Annotated in this window: 13 protein-coding genes; 6 read left to right on the top strand and 7 right to left on the bottom strand. The window is 44.7% G+C overall.

Annotated elements, in window-relative coordinates:
* Positions 1–8 precede the first annotated feature (8 nt).
* From M3152_RS10290 to M3152_RS10320, 7 genes are all read right to left on the bottom strand, one after another.
* Positions 9–503, bottom strand: a complete 495-nt coding sequence (locus M3152_RS10290; RefSeq protein ID WP_251695026.1) for a GNAT family N-acetyltransferase — start codon at positions 501–503, stop codon at positions 9–11.
* Positions 504–596: 93 nt separating this feature from the next.
* Positions 597–1106, bottom strand: a complete 510-nt coding sequence (locus tag M3152_RS10295) for a GNAT family N-acetyltransferase (protein WP_251695027.1) — start codon at positions 1104–1106, stop codon at positions 597–599.
* A gap of 34 nt (positions 1107–1140) precedes the next feature.
* A complete protein-coding gene (locus M3152_RS10300) occupies positions 1141–1344 on the bottom strand; it encodes a hypothetical protein (protein ID WP_251695028.1) in 204 nt (67 codons plus the stop codon).
* Between the two features lie 61 nt (positions 1345–1405).
* Complete coding sequence (locus M3152_RS10305) at positions 1406–2809, bottom strand: SpoVR family protein (protein ID WP_285847028.1); 1404 nt, start codon at positions 2807–2809, stop codon at positions 1406–1408.
* Positions 2806–3963: a sporulation protein YhbH gene (yhbH, locus tag M3152_RS10310; RefSeq protein WP_251695029.1), complete on the bottom strand. Its 1158-nt coding sequence runs from the start codon at positions 3961–3963 to the stop codon at positions 2806–2808. Before yhbH ends, M3152_RS10305 begins: the two co-directional genes overlap by 4 nt.
* A gap of 79 nt (positions 3964–4042) precedes the next feature.
* A complete protein-coding gene (locus M3152_RS10315; RefSeq protein WP_251695030.1) occupies positions 4043–5938 on the bottom strand; it encodes a PrkA family serine protein kinase in 1896 nt (631 codons plus the stop codon).
* Between the two features lie 310 nt (positions 5939–6248).
* Complete coding sequence (locus M3152_RS10320; protein ID WP_251695031.1) at positions 6249–6671, bottom strand: DUF1801 domain-containing protein; 423 nt, start codon at positions 6669–6671, stop codon at positions 6249–6251.
* Positions 6672–6892: 221 nt separating this feature from the next.
* Here M3152_RS10320 and speD point away from each other — a divergent pair, with 221 nt between their 5' ends.
* From speD to nspC, 6 genes are read left to right on the top strand one after another with little or no spacing between them, the layout of a single operon-like run.
* On the top strand, positions 6893–7705 hold the full coding sequence (gene speD, locus M3152_RS10325) for an adenosylmethionine decarboxylase (RefSeq protein ID WP_251695032.1): 813 nt from the start codon (positions 6893–6895) through the stop codon (positions 7703–7705).
* Positions 7695–9176, top strand: a complete 1482-nt coding sequence (locus M3152_RS10330) for an aminotransferase class I/II-fold pyridoxal phosphate-dependent enzyme (protein WP_251695033.1) — start codon at positions 7695–7697, stop codon at positions 9174–9176. The genes speD and M3152_RS10330 overlap by 11 nt, the downstream gene beginning before the upstream one ends.
* Positions 9173–10024, top strand: a complete 852-nt coding sequence (gene speE / locus M3152_RS10335) for a polyamine aminopropyltransferase (RefSeq protein WP_251695034.1) — start codon at positions 9173–9175, stop codon at positions 10022–10024. The genes M3152_RS10330 and speE overlap by 4 nt, the downstream gene beginning before the upstream one ends.
* Entirely contained in the window at positions 10014–10865 is an 852-nt protein-coding gene (speB, locus tag M3152_RS10340) for an agmatinase (RefSeq protein WP_251695035.1), read from the top strand. The genes speE and speB overlap by 11 nt, the downstream gene beginning before the upstream one ends.
* A gap of 18 nt (positions 10866–10883) precedes the next feature.
* Positions 10884–12083: a saccharopine dehydrogenase family protein gene (locus tag M3152_RS10345; protein ID WP_251695036.1), complete on the top strand. Its 1200-nt coding sequence runs from the start codon at positions 10884–10886 to the stop codon at positions 12081–12083.
* 23 nt (positions 12084–12106) lie between these two features.
* Entirely contained in the window at positions 12107–13243 is a 1137-nt protein-coding gene (gene nspC / locus M3152_RS10350; RefSeq protein ID WP_410055891.1) for a carboxynorspermidine decarboxylase, read from the top strand.
* Positions 13244–13292 lie beyond the last annotated feature (49 nt).

Below are 13292 nucleotides of genomic sequence, written 5' to 3' on the forward strand. Positions count from 1 at the left end.
AGTTCCCCTTACAGTAATTTGGCCATATAATATTCATCAACATATTTACCGTTGACGAACAACGAGTCTTTTTTCACGCCTTCTTTACTAAAACCTGATTTTTCATAGAGGACGATTGCTGCTGTATTAGTGGTCATAACAGTCAATTCAAGGCGGTGAAGCTTGTTTTCAATTGCCCATTTGTCCAATGAAGTAAAAAGGGCCTTTCCCACTCCTTGTCCACGATACTTCTCGGATATGCCGATGACTATGTAAGCCGAATGCTTATTTCGTTTCGCAGTCCCAGCAATCACCATTAAATAACCCACCAATGAACCTTTTAGTTCAGCCACGATAATAGTCGAGGCATCAGTCCCAAATGACTCAATACGCTCTCTCAATTGTTCTCCGGACAAATTTCTTTCCCGCGCTTCATAGAGCATCGTATCCGAAGTTCTTTCAACTTCTTCAATGAGCTGGACTAGCTGACTTGCATCCGTGCATTGAACTTGTCTAGTAATCATTTGAAACACGCACCTTTACTTTATTCAATGAAAGAATAGCAAGAAGATTACCGTTCCCCCTTCCCGATAACCTTTATATGAAGAAACATTGAATTATTCCCTAATCTCCTCGATGTTTTCCCAGTAATAAGCAATCTCCTTGTATTCTTCTCCCCCTATGTCAATCATTGTCTTATCAATCGCTTTTCCGCCCAGTGATTCATAGAATGTTTTTGATGGATTGCGTTCAAGCACCCATACAAGCATGGAGGAAAATCCTTGTTCTTTCAGGTTCTTTGCGATTGTTTGCATCAGCTTCTTCCCAATCCCCTGACCTTGCATTTCATTCAATAAATAAATTGCATATAACTCCCCATCTGCATCATAGTTGCCCGTCCGTTCTTTGCCCCCTGTTGCAAAACCAACAATCTCACCACTGTCGACTTCAGCAACATATAAAGTGCTCCTCCCAATTCCCCTGCGCCAATTTTCGGCACGCTGCTCGTACGAAAGATTTTGCAGAACGGACTCGGAAACGATCCCCTTGTAAGTCGTCCTCCAGCTGTCCACATGAACTCGTGCTATACCATCCTCATCGCCTGGCATGGCTTCTCTAATTCTCATATATATCCCTCCCATTAGCTCTAGTTTACAGTAATTAATGAAAGAATAGAATTAATCTTCCAAACAGGAGAACAGAACAGGCTTTTGTCTGGCTGCAAATAAAGTTATCGATCATTTTCACATTTTTATCGATCACTTCCCGAGAGTTATCGATCAATTGCAAGAAGTTATCGGTCTCTTTCACAAAGTTATCGGTCAAATCCCGATGATTATCGTCATTTCGTGACTTAAGACCCACTCTTTTCCACCATCATCACACCAAAAAACCGCCACAATGCAATGCGGCGGCCCGTCACTCCTTATGCAAATCTCCTATGAACTTTCTTTCCATCATATGAAAACACGACTTGTTTATTATCGACATACGTCTCCAAATGCACGATACGGCCCCATAGTTGGTGGATATATGGGAGGACGTGTTCCAAATACGGTACATCCAGCTCGGTTTCTTCGTATTTATGCACTAAGTAGAGCTCTCCGTTGCGCACATAATCCCCGTCATGCACGACTAGATAAGGAAAGCCCCCGTTCACCCTCTGCGCAATAAGACGGTCTTGCACATTTCGATATTCCTTATCCGAAATTTTATAATGGCTTCCTTTTTTCTCGAAGATATATAAGTCTTCTTTTTGTACGAGTTCTTTCGTTAAATAGTTGCGGATGAAGGAAATGTCGGAATCCATCTCCCTCACTTCAAACATTTTCTCCCTGCCGGACCCGGGCTTCACCCCTAATTCGATCATCTCTCCCGTCGGATGATCATATCGCTGTTCGATGTCTTCAAAGATTTTCAAGCCTAAATAATACGGATTGATGGACGTTCTGGACGGCTGGATGACATTCGCATTCAACTTTGCAAACTCAATCGTTTCGTCGGCCGTCAAGTCCATTTCCCGTAAAATCCGTTGATGCCAGTATGTCGCCCATCCTTCATTCATGATCTTCGTTTCCATTTGCGGCCAGAAGTAAAGCATTTCTTCACGGATCATTGTCAATATATCTCGTTGCCATTCTTCCAATTCCCGACTATTTTCCAAGAGGAACAACAATAGATCCTTCTCCGGGGATGCAGGCGTCTTTTTCCGCTTTGTTTCCGCTGGCGGCTTCAGCTTCTTATGATCCATTTCCCATAAATCATCATAGACCGTTTTCCGGATAAACGGCACATCTTCTACCTGCTCCACCTCTTCATTTCCATGACGCCATCGGACAAGGGAGGGGTCGACATGCTCCTGGATGGCGAGCACCGCGTCCAAGAAACGTTCTACCTCTTCATTCCCATAAACCTTTTCATATTCGGCAATCCGTTCGGCGGTTGCCGTCATGCTTTCTACCATGTCCCGCCTCGTATTCGAAAAGCGGGAGTTATTTTTGAAGAAATCGCAATGTGCCAGAACGTGGGCAATGATCAATTTGTTCTGTATCAACGTATTGGTTTCCAATAGAAAAGCGTAACAAGGATTGGAGTTGATGACGAGTTCGTATATTTGACTGAGCCCTAAATCATATTGAAGCTTCATCTTATGGAACTGTTTACCGAAGCTCCAATGTGAGAAACGTGTCGGCATTCCATAAGCGCCAAATGTATATATGATATCCGCAGGACAGATTTCATAGCGCATCGGATAAAAATCCAACCCGAATCCTTTCGCAATCTCTGTAATTTCCTCTACTGCATATTGCAGCGCCTTGTGCTCCGTCATACGGATCCCTCCAGGCGTTTATGGAAGAACTTTTTCAAAGCATAGTACACATCCTTGTTTTCCTTTAGTACATAATGCCGGAATTTCGGATCTTCGATTTTTTGATACGTATTCATCAAAGTTGAATATCGGCTATGTGCATTCACTTCCCCGTAGCCGAACATATTCGAAACTGCCATGAGTTCCTCTACTAATGAAAAGCATTTTCCGTTATCCGATGACATATTTTCTCCATCTGAGAAATGGAAGGGGTAGATATTATAGCGGGAAGGATGATACTTCTTGGCTATGAGATCGAGCGCTTTTTCATAGGCTGTCGAACATATCGTGCCTCCGCTCTCCCCTTTCGAGAAGAAATCCATTTCCGAAACGACTTTCGCAATCGTATGATGGGCGATGAATTCTATATCCACTTTTTCGTATTTTGTCCGTAAGAATTTTGTCATCCAGAAATAAAAGCTTCTCGCCATGTATTTTTCAAAACTTCCCATAGAAGCGCTCGTATCCATCATCATGAGCACGACTGCCTTCGATTGAGGCTTAACGACTTCATCCCACGTCTTGAAACGGAGATCATCATTGTAGATCGGCATTATTTCAGCATGGCCTTCCATGGCATTACGTTTGAACGCTGCGATAATCGTCCGCTTTTTATCAATGTTCCCGATGAGCCCTTTCTTCCTGATGTCATTGAATGTGATGTCTTCATCTGTGATTTCTGCTTGTTCCCGTTTTTCGAGATTCGGCAATTCAAGTTCTTTAAATAATGTCTCTTCGATTTCGGCGAGCGACACTTCCGCTTCATAATAATCCTGGCCTGGCTGATCGCCCGCCTGTTTGCCTTTTCCTGCACTCTGACTGCCATCGCTTGCAACTACGTCTCCCACTTGACTATCTCCGCCGCCTTGGCCGACATGCTTCGATTTATTATGGTTATAACGGATTTTGTATTCATCTAAAGATCGGATCGGTATTTTTATGACGTCCCTGCCATCCGACATGACGATGCTTTCTTCACTGATCAATTCGGGCAGATTACTGTGGATTGCTTTCTTCACTTTATCCGAATGTCGTTTCTGATCCTGATATCCTTTTCGGTGAAGCGACCAGTTTTCCTGGGAGACGACAAATGATTCGCTCTGCTCTTCATGCATTTCTATTCACCTACTCCAGTCCACTCATTTTTTTAGTATATGCAACGAATGGCGGTTTTTGATATGGGAGGTTTCTCTCTTATCGGTTCAACAGGCTGCCGACGTACCGTAGCAATTCATTGGCAGAGATTGAATTATAGCCATATTCATCAATAAGCCTTGCTACGACCTCATTGATTTTCTTCAAATGATTTTCGTCAGGAGTCGCCGATGAAGTTGTGATTTTGACAACATCCTTCAAGTCCGCGAACAGCTTCTTCTGAATCGCCTCCCGCAGCCTTTCGTGGGATTTGTAATCAAACCGCTTGCCTTTCCTTGCGTATGCGGAAATCCGGATGAGTATTTCTTCTCGGAAAGCCCTTTTCGCATTCTCTGAGATTCCGATTTGCTCTTCAATGGAACGCATAAGCTTTTCATCCGGATTCATCTCTTCGCCGGTGAGGGGATCTTTCATTTTGTGCTTATTGCAATAGGCTTCAACGTTATCCAAATAGTTATCCATCAACGTCCGTGCAGATTCTTCGTACGAATAGACGAATGCCTTCTGCACTTCTTTCTTCGCAATTTCATCAAATTCCTTGCGGGCAATCGATATATAATTTAAATATTCCTCTTTGTCATCCTTCGAAATGGATGCATGCTGATCCAATCCTTCTTTTAAGGAACGCAGCACATCGAGCGCATTGATGGCATCCACTTCTTTTCGGATAATTGCCGACGAGATCCGGTTGATGACATATCTCGGGTCGATGCCGTCCATGCCTTCATTCGGAAACTCTTTTTTCAGCTCTTCCAGATCCACAGAGTTAAATCCTTCCACATTTTCACCGTCATACAATCGCATCTTCTTCACAATATCGATTCCTTGCTTTTTCGATATTTTTAAACGCGTGAGGACAGAGAAGATAGCAGCGACCCTGAGGGCATGTGGGGCAATATGCACATGTGCCATATCACTTTCCCGTATCATTTTTTCGTAGATTTTTTCTTCCTGACTCACTTTCAAGTTATAAGGGATCGGCATGACAATGATCCGGGAATGCAGCGCTTCATTTTTCTTATTGGAAATGAAGGCCCGATATTCGGTTTCATTCGTATGCGCGACGATCAATTCATCCGCACTGATCAATGCAAATCTGCCTGCTTTGAAGTTCCCTTCTTGCGTCAGCGACAAAAGGTGCCAGAGGAATTTTTCATCGAGCTTAAGCATCTCCTGAAATTCCATCATTCCGCGGTTTGCCTTATTCAACTCCCCGTCAAAACGGTAAGCGCGGGGATCGGATTCGGAGCCATATTGGGCAATTGTCGAAAAGTCGATGCTACCGGTCAAATCCGCGATATCCTGGGATTTTGGATCGGATGGGGTGAACGTTCCGATTCCCACCCGTTTGTCTTCTGAAAAGAAGATTCTCTCAACGAGTACATCTTCAATCCGGCCGCCGTATTCTGTTTCAAGGCGCATCGTATTCAACGGGGAAAGGCTTCCTTCAATCCGGATTCCAAATTCCGCATAGAAATCATCTCGCAGATATTCCGGAATCAAGTGCAATGGGTCCTCATGCATCGGACATCCTTTAATGGCATATACCGCACCATCATCCGTCCTCGAATATTGTTCCAATCCACGTTTCAACAAGGTGACGAGAGTGGATTTTCCTCCACTGACAGGACCCATGAGCAATAAGATCCTTTTTCGCACATCAAGACGTTTTGCTGCTGGGTGGAAATATTCGTTAACTAGCCGCTCGACCGTATCTTCGAGACCGAAAATCTCATTTTCAAAAAAGCGGAATTTTGTATACCCGTGTTCTTTCGTTTGGCCATGGCTTTTGATCATTTCATACACTCTGGAATGTGCCGTTTGTGCAACTTCTTTACGTTCCTGTAGGATGTTTAAATACTCGGCAAAGGTACCTTCCCACTTTAGCTTGTTTTCTTCTTCACGGAAATGTTCTAACTTTCGTAAAATGTCCATTCATTTCCCTCCATTCAGGGCCTGGTTTCATTTATTGTATGCGAGGAGGCTGAGTAAAATGAGACATATAAAACAAGCGGCTGTCTTGAAAAAACGAAAATCGCAAGAACGGCTCCCTTTCCGCGGGCGTCGCCTCAGCCTCCTCGTCGCTCATTCTTCGCTACTGCGGGGTCTTCGGTCAACGCTGTTCCCGCAGGAGTGTCGCCTATTCTTGCGATTTTCTATATATTTGTCAAAATAAAAACCGGCAAAGGAACAAATTAATTCCTACGCCAGTCTCACTTAATAGACATATATAACAACCTATGGATCAGTTTTCCGGATATGTTTTTCTCAGAAATGTAATGGATTGTTTGATGAGCTGTTGCAAAACTTCGGTGTCGATATCGTCCACTTTATTAATGTACACACACGCTTTGCCTGATGTATGCTTCCCGAATTTGGCTAACAGCGCTTCGCGTTCAGAATCACCTGGAGCGAAATAGAGGCTGGTCTTCGCTTTGCGAGGTGAAAAGCCGACGAGCGGCGCGTCCCCTTCATGGCCCGTATTATAGACATAATGATACGACCCGAAGCCAATGATGCTCGGTCCCCACATCTTTGCCTCATAGCCCGCCGTCTCCGTGAAGATGTCTAATAATCGATAAGCGTCCTCCCGCTTTTTAGGACTATCCACCGCTTCGATGAATTCAATGACACTGGCGTCCGTTTCCTTCGTTTTTAGCTTGTACATTGTTTTATCCCCTTCTCATAAGTCTGAATGATTCAAATGCTTGATATTGTACCGAACTTATACTAACGTTGGAAGCAAGGTAGCTCCTTTATTTTCCTACTACTTTAAAGCTTATCGGAACCTAGTGCAAAGCGGAAATAAATTATCTTGACTAGGAAGTTTTTTACTTTATAATTAGAATGATTTTGTCGATTTTGTCGAATAAAGGAGGGATATTCGGGTTGGAAAATAAGCTGAAGTTATACGGCTTTAACAACCTCACCAAAACACTTAGCTTCAACATCTATGATGTGAGCTATGCAAAAAGTGAGCGGGAACAAAAAGATTATATTGCCTACATCGATGAGCAATACAATTCGGAACGGTTGACGAACATTCTTTATGATGTGACCGAGATCGTTGGAGCCCATGTATTGAATGTGAGCAAACAGGACTATGATCCACAAGGTGCAAGTGTCACCATCCTGATTACGGAGGAGACACTCCCTGTCGCTGTGATCGATGAATCGTGCAACCGCGGGGAAATCGATATTTTGAAGACCCGGGATTCGGTTGTTGGCCATTTGGATAAAAGCCATGTCACCGTCCATACGTATCCTGAATATCACCCGGATAATTCGATCGCCACGTTCCGTGTCGATATCGAAGTATCAACTTGTGGTGAAATTTCCCCTTTGAACGCACTGGATTATCTGATTGGCAGCTTCGACTCTGATATCATTACGACGGATTATCGCGTACGCGGTTTTACCCGTGATGATAAAGGGAAGAAATTATTTATGGACCATAAAATGACGTCGATTCAGGATTATATCGACAGTGAGACGTTGCAGAAGTATGACGCCATCGATGTTAATGTATATCAATCAAATATTTTTCATACAAAGCTGCTGATCAAGGACATCAATTTACAAAATTACCTTTTCAATACGGATGTGTATGAAATACCTCCGAAAGAAAGGCTGAATATCACAAACAACCTACGTAAAGAGATGATTGAAATTTTCAGCGGTTCCAATATATATGAAGAGTGAGAGGACGGTGTTGGACATTCTTTCACAACAGAAAGCCCCGATTATGGAGGCTCTAAACAATTACAAAAAGATGCGGGTCGTTCCTTTCGATGTCCCCGGCCATAAACGTGGCAGAGGAAACGAGGAGCTGACCGCTTTTTTAGGTGAAAATTGCATGACGGTGGATGTCAATTCTATGAAGCCGTTGGATAATTTGATTCACCCCGTTTCCGTCATCCGGGAAGCTGAGGAGCTGGCAGCCGAAGCTTTCGGATCGAAGCACGCCTTTTTCATGGTGAACGGGACGACTTCCGCTGTACAAGCGATGGTCATGACGGCGTGCAAGGCGGGCGAAAAGATCATTATGCCCCGAAATGTGCACCGCAGCGCCATCAATGCACTCATCCTGAGCGGAGCCATTCCTGTCTATGTCAATCCAGGCGTGAACAATGAACTTGGAATCCCTCTGGGTATGGCGGTGAAGGATGTTGAGAGGGCAATCCTCGAACATCCTGACGCTAAAGCGATTCTTATCAACAACCCGACGTATTACGGTATCTGTTCGAATATGCAGGCGATTACTGATCTTGCCCATCGCCACGGAATGCTCGTCCTTGTTGACGAGGCGCATGGAACGCATTTTTATTTCAGTGACGACCTGCCTGCTTCCGCGATGTCTGTGGGCGCCGATATGGCTTCAGTGAGCATGCATAAATCGGGCGGTTCATTGACCCAAAGCTCATTGTTGTTGATTAATAATGAAGTGAGCGAAGGATACACAAGACAAATTATCAATCTAACGCAAACGACGAGCGGCTCGTATCTGCTCCTCTCCTCCCTTGATATTTCACGGAAAAATCTCGCTTTGAATGGGCAGGAGATCTTCCGGAAAGTTGGAGAAATGGCACAGTATACCCGCGAGGAAATCAATAAGATTAGCGGTTACTACGCTTTTTCGGATGAGTTGAAGAACGGCGATACAATTTTTGATTTCGATACGACAAAGCTTTCCGTCCATACACTTGAGCTAGGATTGGCAGGTGTCGAAGTGTATGACATTCTGCGGGATGAATATGATATTCAAATCGAGTTCGGGGACATCGGCAACATCTTGGCGTACATATCAGTCGGAGACCGCCGATTGGATCTCGAACGCCTCGTCTCGGCGCTCGCTGAAATCAAGAGACGCTACAGCAAGGACAAAGGCGGCTTGTTCGACCATGAATATATAACTCCTCAGGTCGTCTATACGCCTCAAAAAGCCTTTTATGCGCCGAAGGAGACGCTTCCTATAAACGATAGCGCCGGCCGTATTGCCAGCGAATTTGTCATGGCCTACCCGCCAGGCATACCGATTTTGGCTCCCGGGGAACGGATCACTCCTGAGATTTTGCAATACATCCAATACTGTAAGGATAAAGGAAGTTTCATGACAGGTACGGAAGATAGCAAAATCGAACATATCAATGTGCTGAAGGAGGCTGAGCAATGAACTTATGGTTCGTGGAAAATCATTCGCCCAATGTCCAATTTTCGATGAAAGTCATTGAGCATCTTTACACAGGGAAAAGCGAATTTCAGAAGATCGATATATTAGAAACGGCGGAATTCGGGCGTGTCCTCACATTGGACGGTTTAGTCATGGTCACTGAGAAGGATGAATTCATTTATCACGACATGATCACCCACGTTCCGATGGCAACGAATCCCGACATTAAGAAAGTTCTCGTCATCGGCGCCGGGGATGGAGGCACAATCCGGGAACTGACGAAATATGATTCGATCGAGCATATTGATATGGTAGAAATCGACGAAATGGTCGTCGACGTGTGCCGGGAATTCCTTCCTCAAACCGCAAGCAAACTCGACGATCCGCGCGTTCATCTTCATTTCGAGGACGGCTTGAAATTCGTCCGTTCGAGAAATGATGAATACGATTTAATCATCGTCGACTCGACGGATCCATTCGGACCGGGGGAAGGCTTGTTCACAAGGGAATTTTACGGCAACTGCTATAAAGCACTGAATGAAGAAGGCATTCTTGTCAATCAACATGAAAGTCCTTTCTATGAAGAAGACGCGTTAGGCATGCAGCGGGCACATAAGCGGATTATCGGGTTCTTCCCGGTGTGCGAAGTGTACCAATTGCATATTCCGACATATCCTTCGGGACATTGGCTGTTCGGTTTCGCCTCCAAAAAATATGATCCAATCAGAGATTTGAATGCAGATGCTTGGAATCAGCTCGGCTTGGAAACAAAGTACTACAACACCGATATCCACGTCGGCTCATTTGCCTTGCCGAACTACGTAAAGGAGCAATTGAAAGATGTTGAATAAAAATATCGAAACGTTCATTGGATGCGACAACGAATATAACGAATCAGGCATCGTCGTTTTCGGCGCCCCTTTTGATTCGACAACGTCATTCCGCCCGGGTACAAGATTCGCAAGCAAGGTGATGCGCGGTGAATCTTTCGGAATTGAGACATACAGTCCATATCAGGATAAAGATTTGGAAGACATCCCCGTGTATGACGGCGGAGATCTTGAGTTAAGTTTCGGGAACACGGAAAGGGCTTTAGGACAAATCGAAGAATACACGCGGAAAGTCGTGCAAGACGGCAAAATCCCTTGCATGATCGGCGGCGAGCATTTAGTGACGCTCGGATCGGTCCGTGCTGTCGCGGAACAATACCCTGATTTGCATATTATTCAATTCGATGCCCATGCGGATTTGCGTGACCATTACCTCGACGAGAAACTATCGCATGCGACGGTCATCCACCGTGTATGGGATATCGTCGGTGATGATCGGATCTTCCAATTCGGCATCCGCTCCGGAGACCGCAGCGAGTTTCAATGGGGCAAGGACCGTGTCTTCACGAATAAGTTCAATTTTAATGGACTGGAAGATATCGTTAATAGATTACAAGGGAAACCGGTTTATTTGACGATTGACTTAGATGTGTTAGATCCTTCCGTCTTCCCTGGTACTGGAACTCCCGAAGCTGGCGGAGTCAGTTTCATGGAATTATTACAAGCCATTTTGACAGTGAGCGACCTGAATATTGTAGGCTGTGATGTCAATGAGCTATCGCCGATTTATGATCAAAGCGGTGTTTCTACTGCAGTTGCTTGTAAAGTGCTGCGCGAACTTTTATTGGCAATTCAAAAATAATTATGGGTGGTGTTTTGATTGGGTAAAGCGTTAATCATCGGAGCAGGTGGAGTAGCAAGTGTTGTTGTGCATAAATGTGTACAGGTACCTGACGTGTTTGAAGAAATTTGCATCGCGAGCCGTACAAAATCGAAATGTGATGCGTTGAAGGAAAAGCTGGACGGCGGCCGCACAAAAATCCAGACAGCTCAAGTAGACGCGGACAATGTCGAAGAATTGGTTGAACTGATTAACAGCTTCAAGCCGGACATCGTCATCAACGTCGCATTGCCATACCAAGACTTGACAATCATGGATGCGTGCCTAGAAACGGGCGTCCACTATTTGGATACAGCGAACTATGAGCCTCTCGATACGGCGAAATTCGAATATAAATGGCAATGGGCATACCGCGAAAAATTCGAGGAAGCAGGCCTTACTGCTATCCTAGGCTGCGGCTTCGACCCAGGCGTCACAGGCGTTTTCTCCGCATATGCGCAAAAGCACTATTTCGATGAAATCCATACGATCGATATCGTGGACGCGAATGCTGGAGACCACGGCTATCCATTTGCAACTAACTTCAACCCGGAGATCAACATCCGCGAAATTACAGCAAATGGCCGTTACTGGGAAAATGGGGAGTTCATCGAAACTCCGCCACTATCCGAAAAACGCGTATACGATCTGCCTGAAATCGGTCCGAAAGATGTATACCTTCTCTATCACGAAGAATTGGAGTCACTTGCACAAAACATTACAGGCATCAAGAAAATCCGTTTCTGGATGACATTCTCTGAAAAATACTTGACGCATTTGAAAGTGCTTGAAAATGTCGGCATGACATCGATTGAACCAATTGAATTCGAAGGCCAGCAAATCGTGCCTTTACAGTTCCTGAAGGCGGTTCTTCCTGACCCTGCTTCCCTAGGACCTCGCACAAAAGGTAAAACGAACATCGGCTGTATTTTCCAAGGAACAAAAGATGGCGAAGAGAAGACGTATTACGTCTACAACGTATCCGACCACCAAGAATGTTATCGCGAAGTTGGATCCCAAGCAATTTCGTACACAACGGGCGTTCCAGCAATGATAGGCGCGATGCTCTTCCTTAAAGGTGAATGGAAAAAACCTGGCGTTTATAATGTTGAAGAGTTCAATCCGGATCCATTCATGGAAGCATTGAACGAATACGGTCTGCCTTGGCAGGAAGATTTCAACCCAGAGCTGATCGATTGATAGGAGGTACGCAACAAATGAAGTTGAATTTCGATCCACAAGCAGTCCCCTCCCCTTCGTATGTAGTCGATGAAGGATTGTTAATCAAAAATTTGGAACTGCTGAAGTCGATTATTGACCGGACAGGCTGTAAAATTTTATTGGCCCAAAAAGGATTTTCAATGTTCTCCGTCTACCCACTCATTGGGCAATATTTAAACGGAGTGACATCAAGTGGATTATTGGAAGCGAAATTAGGATATGAAGAGATGGGAAAAGAAGTCCATACGTACTCCCCAGCATTCACAGAATCTGATTTTGAGGAAATCCTATCGTACTCCGATCATCTCGTGTTCAACTCGTTTGATCAATGGAGACGTTTCAGAGATCAAGTGAAAAACTATCCAAAACCGATCGAATGCGGAATTCGGATCAATCCCGAGTACTCGGAAATTGATGTGGATATGTATAATCCATGCTTCACTTTCTCCCGATTCGGCGTAACGCTAGAGAATTTCGAACCGGATGAGTTGGAAGGGATCAGCGGCTTGCATTTCCATACGATGTGCGAGCAGAATTCCGACACGCTTGCCCGTACGATTCAAGTCGTTGATGAAAAGTTCGGCAAGTATTTAAAAAACATGAAATGGATCAATTTCGGCGGCGGTCACCATATTACCCGTCCCGACTATGACATTGAGACACTAGTCGAATCGATTCTATTCATGAAGGAGAAATATGGACTTGATGTGTATTTGGAACCCGGCGAAGCAATCGCATTGAACACCGGCTTCCTTGTAACGACTGTGTTGGATACGTTGCATAACGGAATGCCGCTTGCCATTTTGGATACGTCGGCTTCATGCCATATGCCTGACGTTTTGGAGATGCCATACCGGCCAGAAATCGTCGGTGCAGGGCTGCCTAACGAAAAAACAATCACATACCGGTTTGGCGGACCAACTTGCTTGGCGGGGGATGTTATCGGAGATTACTCGTTTGATCACCCGTTAACTGCCGGGGATAGGCTTGTCTTCTGTGACATGGCCCATTATTCCATGGTGAAGAACAACACATTCAACGGGATGGAGTTACCTGCAATCGTACTGAATACTATTGCAGACGGTCCGAAAGTCATCAAGGAATTTGGTTATGAGGATTTCAAAGAACGTTTGTCATAAAATAAAAGGGTTGCCCATGACTTGAAATTAAGTCTGGCAGCCCTTTTAC

Origin of the sequence: Sporosarcina luteola, from assembly GCF_023715245.1 — a bacterium.
Lineage (GTDB): Bacteria > Bacillota > Bacilli > Bacillales_A > Planococcaceae > Sporosarcina > Sporosarcina luteola_C.